The sequence below is a fragment of the Yersinia similis genome (assembly GCF_001053095.1).
Classification (GTDB): Bacteria; Pseudomonadota; Gammaproteobacteria; order Enterobacterales; family Enterobacteriaceae; genus Yersinia; species Yersinia similis.
Map to the genome: position 1 here is coordinate 81,246 of NZ_CGBP01000014.1, position 21,047 is coordinate 102,292.

Here is a 21,047-nt window from a genome sequence, read left to right on the forward strand (position 1 = left end):
GACCGCAGCAGCAAAGGGCAGGGAGGAGCGGTGATTGATACTTAAAGTTATTACTAATAATGTAATTATTTTACTTGTAAATTTTAAACAAGCTTATATTATTTTTTTTTGAATTATAATTTATATTATCTCTGATTCCCGCTTTGAACGATAATTTCATTGATATTCTTAATTAAGAATGCCAACTATTATCTTTTAAAAATCATGGCTACACTTAAGTCGAGTTGAATTTTTATAATTAATTTGTGCAGTACACTACTTACCTGTTTATTGTCATTTTTATCGGAAAATTCGTACAGTTATATTTATTTATCCTATTTTCGCGTAGGATTTAATCTCTGTTGTAGCGGGAAATGTCGATCCTGTATTATAGAACGGTCTAATTGATAGTTATTTTACCACCTATATGATAAATCAAGCTAAACACTCTGAATTTCAGCTAGTTTTACTAAATAGCTGTGTTCTATAGAGCATGCTTTGTATTATCTATGGGAAATAATTTATCAATTTGTATCGGTTATTAAGACCGGCTCATGTTTTTTGTTTTTAACCCTTTCTCACCTCTGTTTGTCGAGCTGGTTTTTTTACACAAAAAATCATAATCATTAGTTATTGTTTTTTACTGAAATGATTTTACTTGTTATCTGGTAAGCGAAATTTCTACGGTTGAAATAGAGGGTAAATATCGGCAGTGTTGGGCTGAGTAGCAACAAAAGCATGAAGATGGCACTCGGGAAAATTTCAGTATTGAAAAGTAACGTCTCAATACCCGAGTTAACTGATTAGATATTTTGGTTATGGAAATAGGCATATGATTATTAAAATCTGTTGATTTCTGACGTGAGGGCATTATTTCTGATGGTATTATATGGTCATTTTTTCATTACGCAGAAACAGGCTAAGCAAAGACGATGCTGTTTTGACTATAAATTCATAATGTTGGATAAAAAAATCCTCTAAGACAGCATGCGACGCAAATCGCGGTTTCACGCTCTATGTGATAATTGTGAAAGCTCATACACCCCGTGTAAGAATAATCCCACAAAATATTCGCCTGCATTCTCATATACATCTATCCCTTGTTACTGTTTAATCAAGCCACTTAAACATTGACTGAGCGGGATTGATATCGCGGAGGTTAAGTTATGTTTTTTATTTTGTATTGATAGTGAATTGGTATGCTGATAAATGAGATGTGAGCGTTGTAAGGTCATCATGTCCTCAAACATATCCATCGACTTTATGTGTCACTATTTGAATGAAATTTACTCTTTTTTCAGTTTTCAGTTTTCACTTTTTATTTATCACACTTCTGTCTGTTTTTTTTTACTCAGCAACCGAGTGATAATTAAAAAGATAAAATGCTATTAATTATTCTAGTGTCATTTTTCAACCACAGCGTTCATCTCTGTGTGAGCTTCGCTCAAGGATAAGTGTCCGGAAAATAGTGAATAAAAATAAGGAACGTGAAAATATGTTCAGTGTAGCGATTAAAACCCGTAATGCTTTCTATGAGTTCGGGTTACTCTCTCTGCTCAAGAAAGTTCTTACAAAAGAGGATAATATGGATTACTCTGTTGTCTCCTCTGATGAAAAAAGAGCTTCAAACAACGCGAATGTGATATTCAAAGATCTCATGGTGATTGTTAACATATACCAAGAAAATAGTTCGATACAGAAAAGCGATAGCAATAATAATAAACCTATGATGACGGTTAATATTCCATTTAACAGTAGTCAGTTAGGGCTTTATGATGTCATATCCAAAATCAAGAAAATTCTGAATATTGCACGCCTGAATTATAATATGATGATGAAAAGTGACCTGCAAAGAAGGATTGGTTTGAAAAACTATATACAACTTTCGATGACTGAAAGTAAAGTTGTGCAACTCACCGGGAAAGGGCATAGCACGACCGATATATCGAAAATACTTGATCGCTCTGAAAAAACGATATTGACGCATCGCAGAAATGCCATCAGAAAGTTAGGCATGTTCAATAGGTTAGAGTTTTATAAGTATGCATCATTAATGCGAAATTACAGTAATAAAGACGCTGTTTTTATTTGCCTTTAAGACAAATCACTTCTCAGCCAGGATAAAAACTGGCTGTTATCATCTGTAGCCAAAAATGGTATGGCCTGTAGATTGTATCCGTTGTTAGCGAGTCTCCCCTACTGAAATCATTATAGTGACGCACCGGCTATACCCGTCATACAGCAAGCTGCATGTGTGTTGGCTACGCTCACTTACCCGAATCACTTGCTGCCTTCCTGCACTCGAATTATTTTGGGTATATCGGTCAAATACTCCCCTATATGATTACCCATACCTTGTGATTCTTACCTCCTGTGATACAGATAAAATGTATCAGTAGCGCCAGTAACTCTTTGAATACAGGAAAGAGTCATTTACGGATAGGGGCATGCTTAACATATTCTTCCAATACGGCCACGTCATGCTAAGTCGGGTTATTTAGCATGACGTGATATCGTTCAGGAATTAATTTGCAACGGCAATATGGGGATTGAAACTGTTGATAATTTGCACATAATGCTTTCGTTGATATTCAGTAAACTCACCATCAGTATTCAGGGTGAAAATCAGCACACTACGTCCATCGGTATTCGTCAGCGAGTGATAGGGCAACTGCATGATTGATTGGACTTGACGGAATTTTTTACCATCTTGCAAATAGTGATTAGCCACCTGTACCACTGGCAATTTAGCCGGACCTATTTCGTGTTTGAGAAGCTTACCTTCAACCTGAAAACCCGGCAGTTTATTGCGTAATGCGTCCATCTCTTTTTCACAAAAAGTTTCAGAAGTATCCTCTTCCTCCAGCAAAGTGCGGTTGATGATAATATTATATTCGTGATTATCAGGATCTCTGAACATTAAAATATTCACCGATCGATCCAACACCGGGGCTGGTGTCAGAAATGTGCCCTCAAAAATTGAGTAGGTTGAAGGTATAGCATTCATAAAGGTTTAGGCTCCGTTATTTTCGTTTTATCTTGTGTGGGTAATATCAGTACTTCGACGCGTCTGTTTTGTTCTCGACCTGCTTCCGTGTGATTCGTCGCAACCGGTTCTGAAGCACCCATTCCTCGGGTAATAAAATTATCGACAGTGATACCACTGCGTTTAATTAACCAATCGCGAAGGGCCAGCGCGCGCTGTTCGGAAAGTGCCATGTTCATGGAGGAACTGCCTGTGTTATCAGAATGACCAACAATTAAGATTTTTTTCTCTTTATTCCGTTCGACCAGTGATAACAACTCCATCATCATTTCATTGGTTTGTGAATTCAGTTTCAGCTTGGTACTGTTTGAGTCAAACAGAGGTAGCTTTTGGGCAAAATTGAAAACAGGAATGTTTTCATAGGATTCAATCCGGCGGTTGATTTGGCTTAATAACGTCTTACATTGAGACAGCCCCCAACGCGTGACATCAAATGTGTTAACGCATGTGGTTAATGTTTTACCTTCATCGGTTAACTGGGTGATGCTGCGTGCAAGGTGCTGAGCAGAGAAATCGTTGATATTGTCCAACGGCACCACCTGTTGGTTAAATTGCTCATGCCGGTTTTTTTCTTGCCACAGGGTGTTTAGCATATGTAAGGCTAATAGCACCGCGGCGAAGCATACACTCCACAACCACCCGTGGGATGCGGGGGCGGGTTCTATCACCGGTGTTTTCACCCGTGGTTTCATTGTTGGTTTCTGGTCATTGATCACTGTAGGGAAAGGTGGTAATGACAAGGTTGAGGCTAAGCTCGGTATGATGCCAAATTTTTTCTCCAGCCAGGCTGACCAGGCACCATGCCTGATGAACCCTTTGCCATTATCCGACAAAATAACGTCTGTTAGCCGTAAGGGGGTGCGAGCGAAAATAGATTGCAGAAGGTTTGTCACCCCCGATTCATTCAACCAGGTAAACAGATTATGGGCCATAACATTACGCTGAGTTGCAAATCCTGAGTGATTGATATCTTGTAACTCAAGTTTTTGGCTTAGTGACTGTAGGGCCTGCGTAATTTCGATAGGTTTCTGGTTCGCAAGATTAATATTTCCAGTCCAGTATGCGTTATCAGAATTATGACTAAGACGTTCATTACTCAACTGCGCATAAATAGCAAATACACAGGGGAGGGGGGATCGCAGTGATAACGTTGAAAAAGTGTTCTGCCATACAGTGAGTTTTGACATCATCACCGCTGCATTCTCATAGACATCTGGCAAGAAAGGGAAAAAGGTGAATACCTGAGCTGATGGATGATGTTCAGCAATATATGTGAGGCGTTTTTGCAGTGCGGCAGGATTCGTGATTAATATCCAGACCGCATGGCTGGAAAAACGTGTACTGTCTGGCGACTCTGGGTTGCTAAACCATTTTTCAGCATAGGGACCGAGAATTAAAATAACCGTACTGTCCTGTTCTACAGGTTCCACTGTCTCCTGAGGAACGGGTGTGAGCACTTGGGGTTGCTCAGGTTTGAGGGCGTAATGTTTCCAGATGGCAAGAACCATCAGCGCCAGAAAAGTAATGAAAATAACGTTATTCCATAACGCATTTTCCTTAAAATATACGCTCACCAATAGGGTGCCGACCGCAGCCAGCCATAATAGAGAGAGCGTTTTATTCAATTTAACCTTAAACATTTAAGACAGATCACCTAAATAGCGAGAGCACCAGAACCAGAGCGCAGAGAGCAATACTGTCAGCGCGACAAGTTGCAGATAAAAAGGACGCAAATAGCGGCGCTGCTGAGGCAATATATTGGCCTCAGGCGCTTTTTCTGCCTCAAGGGTTTCTTCCCTTTTTAGCTCTGAATCCAGCCACTCCTCTGGAGCGATATCATCATCAGTGGCGATTACATTTTGGCGCAAGGATCTATGGCTATAGCGCGATAGTAACTGCAATGACTTCTCATCACGGATCGGTAAATTCTGCGAAAGGGCAAGTATCTTGAGTGCGAATTGACTGACTGTGGCATCTTCGCTATTTAATAGCGTTTCTAAACTTTCGCTTTCGGTAGGGACAGGCGCGATGTAGCCGTAGAAGTAATGCACTAATGAATAGCCTTCCCAACTCAATCCGTTCTCTTTAATTGCACTTCCCGCACGTTTATCCAATGAGTGACAAATCTGATGACATAAACGATCAACTTCAGTTTCGTTATGCCCCTCGGATTGTAGCGCGCGGCCAAACTGTTCGATCAGCGTGACCAGCTTTAGTTGAAACTCGGATAAAGAAGGGATGACACCATCGAATGATAATAAGGTATCAATACTTAAAATCTTTTTAAAAATATCTGTGCTGCTCACCAGGGTTTCTCCACAACATCTCCCCAACCCTGCGTTCGCATGTAAGGACATATTCTAATTGTTTGTGCATTCGGATTGGTTTGGGTATTAAAGGCCAGTTTCAACTCAAAGGTAGCTTCGTCAACCGTGGTGACCGTTTTACTCATATTCAGCGGGTCAACTTTTTCCACCATAACGGCGACATTTTGCGGGTTATAAACGCCAATGTGCCACCACTCCACATCTTCGCGCGTGAAGTCCACCTCTTTCTTTTCCACTTTTAGCGTTTTTTTATTCACGCTAATCAGGGAGAGGAGCCAGTCTTCATGGGATGTGGGAAGGTCAGTGAAGAAGCTCACTTTTTTTTCACCCACAGCATCAGGATGCACAGCCCGGTTTTTAATATTGATGCCCAGACGGTATTCGAACTCCTGCAATGAACGCTGGGTACCCAAGGTATAGGGGGCGAGTACGCTGTGATCTTTATCGCCACCTAACAGGGTACAAACCCGGTCTTTAGCAATTTTATCGCGCTCCCACCAGGCCATATCCACCGCGCCCGTTTCTTTGGCTTCATTATTATGATCTGACCAAACCTTACTGTGCTTCGCACGGGTATAGAAATGCCAGAGCAGAATTTCGTGTGGGGCGTAAATGTCGTAGCCATGGGTAAAGGCTCGCGCCGCCATGGCAATTTCTTCGCCAATAAAGAAGATATTGGGATCGTTGGGTACCTCTCTGGCAAAACTACCGTCACTGAAAATAAACCCACCCGCCAGATAGCCGCAACGCACGGGGGCCGTTTCGGTGATGGTGGTTGATAGCATTTGCACGATACCTTCCTGCGTAAAGAGATTAAATATCATGCGGCTGACATAATCTTTCCGAATCTCATTCTCGCCGGGTTCATACGCCGGAGGGTAGCTGGAGAGGATAGGTTTAGGGCTTTCGGTGCGCAGGCTATCCAACATCGCGATCATTTCGTGATCCCAGTGGGGAATGAAACGACAGTGAGAATCGATCTGCAAAAAGAAGGCTTCATCTTGGAACAATGTCTCTGCCATATGCCTGGCCCAGCATGCCCCTCTGCTTTCATAGTAATGTACACTTAGTACCCACACCCGCGCCCGGTTATATTCCAATTGGTACAGTGGATAGCCCTGATGAGTTTTGCTCTCAATCAACTGCATTCCCTGATTTAAGAAGGTATTAATGTCATTATCATTTTGCCAAAATATCGCAATATTAAGATTTTCGGGGCGCTCTGCGGTATTTATCATGTCATGCAATGTGGGGATCAACTCAGGATCCCGATAACTTGCAATACTCACAAAAATAGAGGGTACAGACTGCATATATAATCCGTGTAAAATTTAACGTGCTGCCGAATGGGGTTATTTTATTTGCAGAATAATTTCTGCCATTGCGGAAAAATCACCAATAGCCGGTTTATTCGCTGCCGGAGCGGCTTCCAGTTTTGCTTTCCACTTGAACTCGGCAGGTACACCGCTGGCAATATTGACTTGTTGTTCTGTCGTGCTGCCATTCACTTTCATCTGTTGGCCGTTGGTATCGCTGATTTTGATAAGCAACCGGTCTTCTTGGTTTTGGCTGTCTTTTACCTTGATGTAATTATTATCGGCAGATGGCGTTTGCGTGGAAATGGCCGCCGTTGCTGAGTAGTGGCCATAATCCGTTTTACAGGTGATATTAAAATCGAGATCGCGCTCGATACCCCCATTACTCAAGTTGCTTGACGTGACAATGCCAAAGTTAACCTTCTGAGGGCCGTCAAAGGTACAGCTCGGGGTGCTGATGACTTTTATTTCACCGATTTCCAGTCTTTGTGCGTAGTTTGCCAAACTATTATTCATTGCCCAGGTATAGGCTATTGTGCCACCCGGCAGAACAAGTTCGCCATTGGTGTCAGTTAAATTCAACGTATCTTTAATTTTATATAGTTCGAATCTGAAGTGTGAAGTTTCAGGATACGTCCAAAAGCCTTCTTCGGTCGGAACGCCCTCACGATCAAAGGCAGGCATGATGCCCGATGAGTTGAAATAACCATAGGCTGCGCCGTTATTCCATGCAGGTTTGATGGCAATACCATCAATATTCGTTGCAAAAAGCCCATTACCTAAATCCTGGCCTAATATCGGCCCTACATTCTTGCCGTAAAGATCGACCGAGGTGCAGTGATAAATCACTGCCAAGCCTTGTGGTTGTGCCACTTTTTCTAGGATAGGCAGTGTAGAGTCATTCGGTGCATCGGCATCAATAGTGAAAGTAAAAGAGCTAATCGGGAATGTCAGTGGCATCACGCCAGCGTGGCTTTCTGAATTTTCCACCAAATGGAGTGTACAATTGGCGTTTACTTGTCCACTTATGGCCGCACCGAATACCAATATAAAAAGCTTCCTTGTCATGGCAAATTACTCCTGTCCTTCATTGAGTTTCGAAATCAGTTCCTGAGGAATGAACTGCAGCAGTTCGCCGAAGCTCTTGCCGATAGTTTTTTCTGAAAAAGCCAGTAGAGCAATTACCGGGCTACTTGGTTCCGAGGCGGTAAACCATTCACGTACTTCTATAAGCCGGGATAACGCATCAGCCCGGTTTTGGATCCCTTGCTGTTGAATGGGCACTGGTTGCGGCTGCATCTGTACCGATTGCAACTGCGGGGATGGGGCTATCACCGCTTGAAGCTGTTGCGGAACCTCAATCGGCATGACCGTTTGTGTCTCTGCAACTGCCTGTACCTCTGTGATCACCGGTGTCTCTGTGATCGTCTGCATCTCTGTGGCTACCGGAGAGGGCACGATAACCTCTGGGATCTCAAGAGCGACTGGCACCACGATAGGCGCTATCGGGGTTATTGCCGCATCAAAGTGGCGTAACACTGAGGTCATTCTGACAAAATCAGGAGTGTCTTCACCGAGGGAATTATTGAGGCGCGTGGTTAACCCTTGCAACAATGCATAAGCGTTCTGGAGTGAGAGAATGGTGTGGTCTGATCGGTTCTGCCATTCTTGCTTAACTGCTTCCAGTGTCCCTTCGTCCAATGCCCCTTCTTCTCGAGGAACGGAGTGTGCTTTTTCAAACTCTTTGATGGAAAGTTGCACGCCAGCGGCTTTGGGTAACTGCTGATTGCGAAAGTCGGCGATAAAACCATCAATGTCTTCCAGCTCAGCAAAAGCATTACCGCGCATTAAAGGTTCAAATTCCCCTTCATCAAACAACTGAGGATGTAGCTGATCAGGCCAGGTGTCGAGGCACCAAAGTATGGCTTCCAGCCCTTCTTGCAACGCGCCCACACCGACCTGACGCATCCGGCAGCGCATCAGAATAATAAACAGCCGAATATCCCGAGAGTTATTCAGGAGTTCAAGGCATTTACGCTCGATATCTGTCCAGTTATTGGGTTCAGCGACCTCAATAAAATTGCCATATTCAGCGGCCTGCTTAGGTTGCAATTTTGTTTGTAGCATAATAAATGCCGGGTCATATTCCAGATTTTTGCCACAAGGATGGTCACCTGGAATGGGCTGCATCATGCTTTGATAATAACCGGCACGTTCAGCGATACTCTGTTCACTCATGTTTGTTCCTTTTAACGCCATGGGTGGACGTCGTTGTCTGTTTTTTCTGTTGCCAGCACTTTGGCCATGAAGATCATTAATTAAGAGCGATGCATTAATTAATCGTGATGCATTTCAGGCTCAAAACTCATCCCACCGACATCAAGGGTGGTATCACTGCGGGCTAACCAAGAGGTGTATCCCAATTGATGTCCACCATCGAGTGTTGCCATGGGAACCTCATCGGCGCTTAACAACAACTGGACTTCCCAGGCGTATTCGAATCCGACAAAGTTACGTACCCACTCTCGCAATACCGGTAAATCTTGTCCCCAGAGGCTAAAGCGCAGGTACTGTTGTAGGCTGAGAGGGCCGAGGACCAGTTGAAATTTATGTTGCCGATCCAAAACGGTATTGCCCAAAATAGCACCGTCGCCCAATAGCATCGCGCCAGCACCATCTCCCAACTGTGTCTGGTCACTTTCTTCCAGGAAAATCCACTGCTCGGCGTACTCCACCATCCTTACGGGGACTTCAAAGTAGTACTGTAATGCGCCCACAAGCCCTTCGGGGTTGCGCGCTTCACGAATTAAATGGGCAGAGGAGGCTAGCCGGGCATGAACCGGGAGTTCGGTGTCATTAAGCTCTTGAGGATCCAGCCCGGCCAGACTACCGACATAGAAGGAGAATTTTTCATCACTCTGTCGGTCGAGCGAGGCGGTATCCTGAGAGACAAACCACGCCCGATAGAACTGTGATAATGCGCGGTGATGGAAAAGGTCGACGAAGTCCGTCATCGTATGGTCATGCAATTCGGCACGGGTATAGGCCAGTTCGGTCATCTGAAGCGGCATTGCACCATTCGGCCCCCATATCCCTAAGCCAAAAAGTTGCAGGTCCATTTTCCCGTCTTTCATGACCGCATGAGATATCTCACGCGGGGAGAACGTCATGTGTGCACTTTGCCCGATGCGGAAGGCTTCTTGTTCAGGTAAGGGTGCTTTGCCTGGCGCAGGCAGGCTAGGGTTGCGGGCGGCATTCGCCCGCATCATGCTGATAAAACCTGCGTTCCATGGCTGAGACTCCTGATACCAGGCGTCCATATTGGCATGTTTTTCCTGGTGAACGGATCCATCGGGTAACATTACAGGACTCCTCGTCTGCCAGGGCGGGCTTTCCAGTGACCGACACGTCCTCTTTGCATGGAGTTTAGCTCAGTCTCGGTAAACACATTTATTGCAGCATGGCGGGCCACATAATTTTCCATGATCATGCCAAATAGATAAGGGCTGATGCCGGAGAACCCTTCTTCATCCACGGTTAAGGTGCAGCAGATGCCGCGGCCATAAACCAGTAGGCCATTGCCGGGTAACCGGCGGATCACTGGCTCACTTTTACAGCCAACAAGCGCGTCAATTTGTGTATTCGATTCATGGTCTGAAGCGTTAACAAACAGACGTAGCATATTGCGCAGTGACTCCCCCCCATTAGAGTGGGACATGTCTGACAGTGGCAGATAGTTGAAGCTTAATTGGCGAATCAAACGCCAGGCGGACTCGTCCATGGCAAAGGGCGCGCGCGGGGCACTTGGTTGGAACACGAACCGGGCACCGTGAACGGGCGCTGAATCCGACATGGTCAATTCAAAATTACCACTGGCGGAAATCAGGCGCGGAAGATCCCGATTAGTCACCTGAGCTTCAATAGAGAGGTAACGTAGGCTATCGCCATAAGGTGCTTCTTGTTGATCGACCAACGAGACAAAGACCTCGGTACTGGCGTAAGGCGTGCGGGTGTCATACTTCCTTTTGTTGTTATCGCCCGTTCTGGCCTTGCGGGTGATGGAGAAATAACGCCCAAAGTTGCCATTATCACAGTGACGGGTTTGATAAAGTGGGTTAAATACCACCTCTTTGCTGGTTTCCGCCTGCTGACCAAACACTTTATTAATGGCGAAAACCTCATAATCCAGTGGACGGCTGCGGTCTGGTACCACGTGAAAATCGTTCAGCGCACGGTTGATTTCGATCTTATCCATGCGTTTGGGAAAGAGATTAATTACTGGCGTGCAGGCTAACAGGAAGCGAGATGGCGCAACATGGCTCACCAACTCCTGCGGTAATCTGTCCAGTAGGATGATGATCTCCGCTTCACCGGTATGATTATCGCGCAAGCTTTGCGACAGCTGTGTCAGCGTAAAAAAGTAGAAACGCTGGCGGCAGGTAAAGTATTCCTGCACCAAATTATGTCCGTGAAAGATATTCCATGATAGCGGTAGCAGGCTTTGGTCGGGACTCAGCCCTTCAAAAGACAGTGGCTGATCACTGATCACGGTGTCTTTGGCTGTCTCTCCGTGACCTGCCCGTATGATGGTGGCAACATGGCTGGCGTGGAGCAGCTCGAAGATATGAGAAACGATCCTTTCATCACCATCAATATAAATAGGCAGCCGATCAAGGCCTTCTAATTGTGAGAAAGTCAGATCGCCCACCAATTTTAATTTAATGCGTAAGGCGCCTTTAAGCCGATGATAGGCAATGCGGTGCTTTTCCAGATTAGGCATATCCGGGGGAACAGAGCTGAGACGTGCTTCTGCTATTTCCAGTGGCCACAATTCCACATCCTGACCACTACGGAACTCGCAGCGGGTTGTCTCGCCAGGTGCGATATGGGTGAAGAACGAGCTGCCCCTGGGAACACAATATCCTTGAGTCAAATCCCCTTCCTTCAGATTTGGCTTAAGTTGGATCACACCCATTGAGGGGGTTGGCGAATTGTAATTGGGATAGACAATGTCCAAAAGACGCTGAGTAAATTTAGGAAACTCAGCATCCAACTTAATCTGCGTTCTGGCAGATAAAAAACAGAAGGACTCTATCAGCCGCTCAACGTAAGGATCGGCGACTTCAATCCCATGCATGCCCAGGCGGCCTGCTATTTTGGGATGTTTTTCAGCAAACTCTTGCGCCATTTCGCGCATAAAAGTGAGTTCTTTATTGTAATAGTCAAGAAATTTGTGATCCACTTACTGCCCCGGTTATTATGTCAGCTTTCTTTCGCCCTACTGTCGAATGTGTTTCTATGTCAACTTCAGGAAAATAGGCGTTGGTTTCCCGGATGATCACTATTTGCAGTTGAACATTTGTCAGTCGCTTGTATTTATTAACTATTTAATAGGTTAATATTTTTGCGTGACTAAATACCTTTAGTGCAAATATGAAAAATAAAAACGTTAATATTCTTCTGATGTGCGTCTATCACTGAAAATATTTTTCATTCAATGTGCAAAACGCTGTTGGAGAAGATGTTTAAATAATACTTCTTTAAAGCTTTATTCAATGGCGTAAATTATGGCATGCTAGAGACATAGACTCAATAGAATTTGAAATTACCATTATAGATATAGCGTTTTTACATAAATATTGGTTATTTTAATCAATGAGTTACCTTCTGTTTTTGTTGTTAATTTAGGACTTTGATACGGGCGAAATTCCTATTATTAAGAATAGGGGAAAAAAGTTTGAAGAAAATTCCTAATGGTTAATTATTTACGGGTATTAATTCAAAAAAATGCCTATTATTTAGGAATGTGAGAAGGTGGTTTGAAGAAAATTCCTAACAGATAATTAATTATATGACATTAAGTCGAGCAAAATTCTTAAATTGATTGAAATTGAGTGAATGTTCTTTTCATTTTTATTTTTTCGATTAATCTTGTCCACAGAAATAGTTCATGGCGTATCAAATATTATTTCATGAACAATTTAAACAACACATGAACACCGTTAAAAAGACCAGGATAAAAAACGTGGCTATTACAAGGAAACATCTCTTCGGCAAGCTGGACGCCACTCTTTTCAAAGGTATTGAAAGCGCAACAACAATTTGTAAATTACGCGGCAATCCTTATGTAGAGTTAGTTCACTGGCTGAATCAGCTTTGGCATCAGGAAGATAACGACCTTAAGCAGATTATTCGGTATTTTGCGGTGGATGTGGATGCCTTTGAGCGCGAACTGGCTCAGGCACTTGCGAAGTTACCTGTCGGGGCAACTAGCATTTCAGACTTTTCGTATCATATTGAGTTGGCAACGGAACGGGCTTGGATCTATGCCAGCCTGGAGTGTTTAGACACCCGTATCCGGAGTGGACACCTGCTGCTTGCGCTATTAACAACAATGGAACTGCGGAGAGTTTTTTTTGCGATTGCGCCAAGCATGGAAAAAATTCCATTAGAGCATCTAAGCAAAGATTTGAACTTCATTACGCAGGCATCGCCAGAAGCGAATGAAGCCGCCAGTGATGGCAGCCCGTTGTACGATGGGGCTTTACCTGGCGAAGCCAGTAATGCCATCGGTGCGGCAAAAAGTGGTGGCACACTGGCTCAATACACCACAGACCTCACGGCATTAGCACGTGAAGGCAAGATAGATCCGGTATTGGGACGTAATCACGAAATCAACACAATGGTTGATATTCTGTTGCGTCGTCGGCAGAACAACCCATTACTGACCGGTGACGCAGGGGTGGGTAAAACCGCCATTGTTGAAGGGCTGGCATTGGCCATTGCGGCTGGCTCAATGCCGCCAGCATTAAGCCAGGTGAGCCTGTTGTCATTGGATATTGTGGCGCTCTCAGCGGGTGCCAGCATGAAAGGTGAATTTGAAGCGCGTCTGAAGAGTGTATTGGATGAAGCAATCGCGGCAGAAAAGCCCGTTATCTTGTTTATCGATGAAGTACACACACTTATTGGCGCAGGTGGCAATGCAGGGACCGGTGATGCGGCGAACTTATTGAAACCAGCATTGGCTCGTGGCCAGTTACGTACCATTGGTGCGACAACGTGGAGCGAGTTCAAGCGTCACATTGAGAAGGATCCGGCACTCACCCGTCGTTTCCAAGTACTTCAAGTTGATGAGCCCGATGAGAACACGGCGATCTCCATGTTACGGGGCCTGATACCTGCGCTAGAAAAGCACCACGGCGTGTGGATTATGGACGAAGCCTTACAGGCTGCAGTACGGTTGTCTCATCGTTATATTCCTGCGCGTCAGTTGCCGGATAAAGCGATAAGTCTGCTTGATACGGCTTGTGCACGGATCGCTGTCGCGCAGTTTTCACAACCAATAGAGCTGCAGCACTTAACCTTCCAAAGTGAGACGGCGCAAACTGAGCTGGTTTCCTTGGAGAAAGCGCGGCACTTTGGTAAAGCGCAGGATGCGCGGACTGAGCAGTTGAAAACATCCATTGCGGAACATGGCGAGGCTGCGGATAAGCTTGATCAGCGTTGGCAGGCAGAACGCGAATTGGTATCAGCGATTACGACCATAAGAACCGCACTGTATGACTTGGTTTCTCAGCCAGAGCCTGATGAGGAAAAACGTCGGGCTTATCAAGCGCAATTAGTTCAGTTGGAAGCGCAGCTTTCTCAGGTTCGCACTTCACTGCCGTTAGTGCAGACAGAAGTCAACGCTGAAGTGATTGCCAGTATCGTTGCAGATTGGACCGGCATCCCGGTTGGGCAAATGCTCAAAGACGATATTCGGGCGGTAATGGAGTTGCCACAGCGCCTTGAAGCACGTGTTATTGGTCAGCCCCATGCATTGATGCAACTGGGTGAAAATATTATGACAGCACGCGCCGGTCTGTCAGACCCAAGGAAACCATTGGGGGTCTTTATGTTAGTGGGGCCTTCAGGTGTGGGTAAAACAGAGACAGCCTTAGCGATCGCCGAGAGCATGTATGGTGGTGAACAGAATATGATCACTATCAATATGAGCGAATATCAGGAATCGCATACCGTTTCTTCTTTAAAAGGTTCTCCACCGGGATATGTTGGATACGGTGAAGGCGGTGTATTAACGGAAGCCGTGCGCCGTAAGCCATATAGTGTTGTGTTATTAGATGAAATCGAAAAAGCGCACTCTGATGTACATGAATTATTCTTCCAAGTGTTTGATAAAGGCCAAATGGAAGATGGCGAAGGGCGCTTTATCGATTTCAAAAACACTATTTTGCTGTTAACCAGTAATGTGGGCAGCGAGTTACTGAGTAACTTGTTAGCTGATCCAGATACTGCACCGGATCAGGATGGAATATTAACTGCGTTGCAACCTGAATTGCTGAAAGTTTTCCCGGCAGCATTTTTAGGGCGAGTCACGGTTATTCCTTATCTTCCGTTACAGCAAGATGCATTGCAGCATATTGTACGGTTGCATCTAGATCGGATTGGCGCTCGTTTATACTCGCAGCATCAATTGACACTGAAATACAGTGATGAAGTGGTTGACGATGTTGTTAGCCGCTGTGCGGTCTCAGAGACCGGGGCACGTATGCTGATCCGTTACATTGAACAAAATATTACGCCAAAAATAGGTAAGTATATTTTAGGTGATAGTGATGTGAAGCCTGAACAAATTATTTTCGTTCATAAAAATGAAAATGGATTCGTGATCGCTTTACAATGATGGAAAATAAAGATATCACGTTTAAACGGGTGTCGATCCTATAGACTTTTATCTCAGTAATACTTATTGCAGATGGATATGCTAAAGGATGAAAAGGAATTTGCTGTTTCTTGAAAAAAGAAAGGCAATAAAAAATAGCTAATATTGGCATGAGCGAATATTAACTATATGTTTAATAAATCTGGATTTTTAAATTAAAGGATGAACGCAATGCGTAAATTAAATCTTGCTGTATGTGCCGTAGCTCTGTCTGTTATCTCTTCAACTTCTTATGCTGCTGCTGGCGGTACTGTTACGTTCAACGGTAAATTGATTGCTGATACTTGTCAGGTTGATACCGCAAGCGAGAATATCACGGTAACACTGCCTACTCTTTCTATCCAGTCTTTGGATGTAGCTGAAGCTCAAGATGGTTCTAAGGACTTTGAAATCAAAGTTCTGGATTGCCCGGCAACACTGACTCAAGTCGGTGCCCATTTTAATGCGATTGATAGCTCTGGTGTTAATCCGGCAACCGGTAACTTGGTGAACAAAGCACCAACTGATGCTGCGGGTAATGTTGAAGTGCGTTTGTACAACGTTGATGACAGCAGCCAGATCCGTGTAGGTTCAACGGGTAACATGGTCAACATCGTCAAAGTAGGTGCTACACCAGGTACAGCTAATCTGACCTATGCTGGTGGTTATTATGCAACAGATGCAACTACCCCAGGTGAAGTGAATGCTAAAGTTGAATACGTTTTAGCTTATAACTAATCACCGATTAGGGTGATATGCGGTGGTTCACTTTATGTGGACCACTGTAGCAGTAAAGCATAACAGCTTGCTGCCGAGGCTGATAAAATGCTGCGGTAGCAAGTCTGTTATAGAGATAAGTCTGCTGATTTAAAGCATTGTTATTTGGTAGCGTAATGTTTTCAAAAATAATTATTTTAGTGTTGTCGCTGACGATAAGCAGCATCCCAGCGTTTGCAGCTATGACGATCAGTGGCACACGTGTGATATTTTCGGCAGCCGAAAAAGAAGTGAGCATACGCACCAATAATAAAGGCGTACAGCCGGCTTTAGTCCAGGTTTGGGTCGATGACGGAAAAACGAATGCTAATATCAATAGCATGAAGCTTCCTTTTATGGTCACCCCTCCTGTTTTTCGCGTCGAGCCCGGTAAAGGCCAGACCGTGCGAATGATTTATAACGGCATGGCATTACCACAGAATAAAGAGTCGGTATTTTGGTTTAATATGTTGGAAATTCCGGCAGTAAAAAAAGAGGGTAATACCCAAAATAAGCTAGAATTGGCTTTTCGTACCCGAATTAAAATTTTTTATCGTCCTACCTCATTAGAGAGTAATAGTGCCGCACAAAGCGCTCAGTTGAAATGGACGCTGGTTGACGATAATCAAAAAGGGCGCGGTGTGAAAGTGGTGAACCCTACACCTTATTATATTTCCTTTGACAGCGGGAGCATTACTGTCGGCGCTAAAAGTGTTGAAGTAATAACGGATATGGTCCCTCCGTTTGCTGAAAAAATGTTTTTCCCAAAACTTAAGTTATTGGGTTCGACAAGTATTTCAAAGATGAATTATAAAATACTAAATGATTATGGCGCAGCCATTGATGAGGAATTATCCTTCTCTCAAGGACAAGGTGTTTTAGTGAAGAAATCTAAATGATTATATCTTGCTGAAAATAATAAAATAACTCTATGGTGTCAACGCATTAGTTTCGGACAGGAAAACGTAAACATCTTTTATAAGCGATGTGATAAGTCGTCTGATATTAAAAAAGGGAGCTTTGCTAGTGAACCGTACAGATATAGCGTGCTACATAGAAAATAATATCGGCAGACTAAATTATTTACCCTACAAAGCTTCATTAAGTGTTGCGGTTATTTTTATAGGTTCTGTTCTACTCGTAACTAAGAGTATCTCTGCCGTGCCAATGTCTCAGGATGTAAATGAGAGCGCAGCAATGATACCTGTTGAGTTTAACTCCGACTTTATTCACGGTGGTGGGGTCGATGTCATGCGATTTATGCATGAAAACCCGGTCGCGCCAGGAGTATACGATGTCACCGTCATCATTAATGGCAAGAATCGCGGTAAACACAGTATCCGCTTTGAATTAAGCGAAGGGGAATCTACCGCAGAGCCTTGTTTTACCCTGGAACAGCTTGATTCTATTGGCCTGAAAATTGAAACAGGCGATGCAGATTTATTAGTAAACGGAAAAGCAGCACCAAAAGATCAGTGTTACAACTTAAAGACATTGATTAAAGACAGCCATGCTAACTATAACTCCGGTGATCTTGAACTTTCACTCACCGTACCGCAGTTTAATTTGGTGCATCATCCGCGTGGGTATATTGATTCCAGTTTGTGGGATGCGGGTGGAACGGTTGGTTTTCTGGATTACAGCAGTAATGTTTATAGCATCTTTAATGGCCGCTCTAATAGCGATGTAGGTTCAGATAACTCAAATAGCTACAACAGTAATATTGGGCTATCAGCCGGTATTAATCTTGGTGAGTGGCGGTTCAGGAAGCGTCTTAATACTACCTGGTCGAATAGCAGTGGTATGCACACTCAGAATCTGTATGGGTATGCCGCAACAGATATTACCGCGTTAAAAAGCCAATTAACGATTGGGGATACCAATACCCAAGGTAGTTTATTCGACAGTTATGCCTTACGTGGTGTGCTATTGGCATCAGATACCCGGATGTTGCCGGAGGGAATACGTAATTACTCTCCTATCGTCAGAGGGATAGCTGAGACAAATGCCAGAGTGACGGTGACGCAGCGCGGGCAAATTATTTATGAAACGGTGGTCACACCGGGAGCCTTTGAACTGACCGATATCGGCACTATGTCGTACGGCGGTGATTTACAAATGACGATCACGGAGTCTGATGGCCGAACGCGTATCCAAAGGATCCCGTTTTCAGCTCCCCCGATGTTGCTTTACCAAGGGGTGTCCCGGTTCGATTTGTCGGCAGGTCAACTGAATGACAGTTCGATAAACCATAATCCGGCTATTGTCCAAGGGGCATACCATTATGGCCTGGGAAATACTTATACCCTATATGGTGGGGCGCAGGTTGCTGAGAATTATCGTTCGGTCGCGATAGGTAATGCTTTCAATACCCCGTTGGGAGGGGTATCGATGGATATCACACATGCTAAAAGTGAATTAGCGGGTGATCGTCGCTCCAGCGGTAATAGCTACAAAATTGATTACTCCAAATACGTAGGAGAAACCGATACCAACCTGACATTGGCCGCCTATAGATACTCTTCCGGTGGGTATTACAGTTTTAGGGAAGCCAGTCTGGATCGTTATGGGAATAGTAATGGGATTGATGAAATTGACTTTCGTACCCGTAATCGGTTGTCACTCAGTGTCTCCCAACGCATAGCGGATAACATGTCAGTTAACCTGAACAGCAGCCTTTATAGCTACTGGGGCAATCAGGATGCATCACAACAATATTCGGTGGGTTTTAACCATTCACTGCGCTCTTTCTCTTATACGGTGAGCGCGATACGCACCAGTAATAGCACTAATGACGACAATGATCGGGAATATGAAAATAGTTATATGCTCGCGGTCAGTATACCTATTGGCGGTAGTGGGAAGAATAAGCCGCTGTTTAGTTCGCTCTCGACCATGGTTAGCCACAGTGAAGCAGGTGATACGCAGTTACAGCTTACTACAAGTGGTAGCCGGGGAGATCAGAACGAGTTGACCTATGGCGTAGGTACGTCATATGGCAACCGTAATGACGCATCTTCTGAGCAATCAGTGACAGGGAATATGGGGTATCATTCATCGGTAGGTCAATTGGGTATGACAGCGTCAGCCAATAATAACGCATCGCGACAGCTTTCTGTTTCGGCAAGTGGCAGCCTGGTGGCTCATCAGGGCGGCGTAATAGCTGGCCCACGACTTGGCGATGCGCCTTTTGCCATCATCAATGCTCAGGGGGCCAGAGGGGCTAAAGTGTTTAATGGCCGCGGTGCGAAGATTGATAGTAATGGGTATGCGCTGGTGCCATCGCTGACACCGTATCGGGAAAATACCATTGCAATTGATTATAAAGATTTGCCTGAAACAGTAGATATTCTGGAGAACCATAAAGTGGTGGTACCCAGAATGGGCGCGATGATCCCAGTCAAGATGAAAACAATGACAGGTAATCCGATGATGCTTATTGTCAGGGATGAAAATAAAGAGTTTCTTCCTATCGGCACTGATTTATTGGATGCGGATGGGGTGAGTCAAAGTATTGTTGGGCAAGGTGGAATGGCATTTATTCGTGGATGGGATCCTGTATCGCAACTACTCACTGCAACCTTAAATGGCGGCAAAGATAAATGTGTCATTAAACCTGATGCGAAAATCGATACTGCTACAAAGACAGCGCAAATAATACAGTTGGAGGTGATATGTCTTCGTCGCTAAAAAATAAGGTTGCACAAAAACCTATCACGTTACTTCTTTTGCTGACTGCGGTTTTTATTGCCCAGTCACAACCCGCACAGGCCGCCAGTTCGTGTGCGGGAACGGCGGATTGTCATATTCAGGTTTCATTTGGCGGTGAGTATGTAGAGGATACCTGTGAAGTCAGTATTAATGGCGCTTCATCTGCCGAGTCAGTGTCTTTACCGACGCTGTCGACGAGCAAATTAAATATTGATGGTGCAGAAGCGGGTAACCAAGAGTTTCAAATTGCATTGAAGCTGTGTCCAGTCAATCGGTCTGTTGATTTGCGGTTTATTGCGGCAGGTTCATCCAGAAGTCCAGATGTGGTGACAGGCAATCTACAAAATGAGCTAGCTGATGATTACAGCAGAAATGTACAAGTAAGATTAAGTAAAGCTACAGGGCAACAAATGTTCGTTGGTGAAGAAAATAGTGTTCAGGAATATGTTATTCCTGCTACAGGTGAAGACATCACCCATTATTTTCTAGCGGGTTATTATGCAAAAGGAACGAATGCGGTAACCCCTGGGCAGGTCAAAGCGACTGCTGGTATTGAATTGGTTTACAAATAAGGGGGGGAGAACGTTTAGTTCTATATTTCCATATGATCTCTCCGTGGCGGTTCAGGGAGCTTATTTCCTGATGATTTTACAATTTGTTTGAAATTAAGGCATATATGGTTAGCAAAAGTAATTCTCAAAAGTTTATCGCTCGAAACCGAGCGCCACGCGTGCAGATTGAATACGATGTGGAAATATACGGTAGTGAAAAAAAGGTTGAATTACCTTTCGTTATGGGGGTATTAGCAGATTTATCCGGTAAACCTCTTGAGCCTTTACCTTCAGTTGCTGATAGAAAACTGTTAGACATCGATATTGATAATTTCGATGAGCGCATGAAAGCAATGAAACCACGTGTTGCATTCGCTGTACTGAATACATTGACTGGGGAAGGCCAGTTAATGGTCGATATTACGTTTGAGAGTATGGATGATTTCTCTCCTGACGCTATCGCGAAAAAAGTTGATTCATTGTCTCAATTATTAGATGCCCGAACTCAACTTGCCAACTTGCAGACTTATATGGATGGTAAGGCGGGTGCTGAGGAATTAGTAATGAAATTGCTGAAAGACAAATCATTACTGACAACGCTGGCATCCGCACCGAAAGCAAAACAATCCACTGTTGATACTTCACAGTAAGATTGATTAA

15 protein-coding genes are annotated in these 21,047 nt (G+C 44.2%); 7 read left to right on the forward strand and 8 right to left on the reverse strand.

Annotated features, from left to right (window positions below; genetic code table 11):
- Window positions 1-1,474: 1,474 nt before the first annotated feature.
- Complete coding sequence (locus AC971_RS12230; protein WP_025384395.1) at window positions 1,475-2,077, forward strand: helix-turn-helix transcriptional regulator; 603 nt, start codon at window positions 1,475-1,477, stop codon at window positions 2,075-2,077.
- A 426-nt stretch (window positions 2,078-2,503) separates the two neighbouring features.
- Here AC971_RS12230 and AC971_RS12235 read toward each other — a convergent pair whose 3' ends face one another.
- The 8 genes from AC971_RS12235 to tssF form a co-directional block, all read right to left on the reverse strand.
- A complete protein-coding gene (locus AC971_RS12235; protein WP_025384394.1) occupies window positions 2,504-2,986 on the reverse strand; it encodes a DcrB-related protein in 483 nt (160 codons plus the stop codon).
- Window positions 2,983-4,665, reverse strand: coding sequence for an OmpA family protein (locus AC971_RS12240; RefSeq protein WP_025384393.1), 1,683 nt, complete (start codon window positions 4,663-4,665; stop codon window positions 2,983-2,985). The genes AC971_RS12235 and AC971_RS12240 overlap by 4 nt, the downstream gene beginning before the upstream one ends.
- Entirely contained in the window at window positions 4,666-5,331 is a 666-nt protein-coding gene (locus tag AC971_RS12245; protein ID WP_025384392.1) for a hypothetical protein, read from the reverse strand.
- Window positions 5,328-6,665 carry a GlcNAc-transferase family protein gene (locus AC971_RS12250; protein WP_025384391.1) on the reverse strand — a complete coding sequence of 446 codons (1,338 nt, stop codon included), beginning with the start codon at window positions 6,663-6,665 and terminating at the stop codon, window positions 5,328-5,330. The genes AC971_RS12245 and AC971_RS12250 overlap by 4 nt, the downstream gene beginning before the upstream one ends.
- A gap of 39 nt (window positions 6,666-6,704) precedes the next feature.
- Window positions 6,705-7,736, reverse strand: a complete 1,032-nt coding sequence (locus tag AC971_RS12255; RefSeq protein WP_025384390.1) for a fimbrial protein — start codon at window positions 7,734-7,736, stop codon at window positions 6,705-6,707.
- A 6-nt stretch (window positions 7,737-7,742) separates the two neighbouring features.
- Window positions 7,743-8,906, reverse strand: coding sequence for a type VI secretion system protein TssA (locus tag AC971_RS12260; protein ID WP_025384389.1), 1,164 nt, complete (start codon window positions 8,904-8,906; stop codon window positions 7,743-7,745).
- Between the two features lie 98 nt (window positions 8,907-9,004).
- Window positions 9,005-10,030 carry a type VI secretion system baseplate subunit TssG gene (tssG, locus tag AC971_RS12265; protein ID WP_025384388.1) on the reverse strand — a complete coding sequence of 342 codons (1,026 nt, stop codon included), beginning with the start codon at window positions 10,028-10,030 and terminating at the stop codon, window positions 9,005-9,007.
- Window positions 10,030-11,910, reverse strand: coding sequence for a type VI secretion system baseplate subunit TssF (gene tssF / locus AC971_RS12270; RefSeq protein WP_025384387.1), 1,881 nt, complete (start codon window positions 11,908-11,910; stop codon window positions 10,030-10,032). The genes tssG and tssF overlap by 1 nt, the downstream gene beginning before the upstream one ends.
- Before the next feature lie 783 nt (window positions 11,911-12,693).
- On the opposite strand from tssF, the gene tssH reads away from it, so the two are divergent.
- From tssH to tssB, 6 genes are all read left to right on the forward strand, one after another.
- On the forward strand, window positions 12,694-15,351 hold the full coding sequence (tssH, locus tag AC971_RS12275) for a type VI secretion system ATPase TssH (RefSeq protein WP_038402754.1): 2,658 nt from the start codon (window positions 12,694-12,696) through the stop codon (window positions 15,349-15,351).
- A 210-nt stretch (window positions 15,352-15,561) separates the two neighbouring features.
- Window positions 15,562-16,107: a fimbrial protein gene (locus AC971_RS12280; RefSeq protein WP_025384385.1), complete on the forward strand. Its 546-nt coding sequence runs from the start codon at window positions 15,562-15,564 to the stop codon at window positions 16,105-16,107.
- A 155-nt stretch (window positions 16,108-16,262) separates the two neighbouring features.
- A complete protein-coding gene (locus AC971_RS12285) occupies window positions 16,263-17,024 on the forward strand; it encodes a fimbria/pilus periplasmic chaperone (RefSeq protein ID WP_038402308.1) in 762 nt (253 codons plus the stop codon).
- 127 nt (window positions 17,025-17,151) lie between these two features.
- Entirely contained in the window at window positions 17,152-19,815 is a 2,664-nt protein-coding gene (locus AC971_RS23085; protein WP_071825530.1) for a fimbria/pilus outer membrane usher protein, read from the forward strand.
- On the forward strand, window positions 19,800-20,408 hold the full coding sequence (locus AC971_RS12300; RefSeq protein ID WP_025384382.1) for a fimbrial protein: 609 nt from the start codon (window positions 19,800-19,802) through the stop codon (window positions 20,406-20,408). Before AC971_RS23085 ends, AC971_RS12300 begins: the two co-directional genes overlap by 16 nt.
- Window positions 20,409-20,512: 104 nt before the next feature.
- Window positions 20,513-21,037, forward strand: a complete 525-nt coding sequence (tssB, locus tag AC971_RS12305; RefSeq protein ID WP_025384381.1) for a type VI secretion system contractile sheath small subunit — start codon at window positions 20,513-20,515, stop codon at window positions 21,035-21,037.
- The last annotated feature ends 10 nt before the right edge of the window (window positions 21,038-21,047 follow it).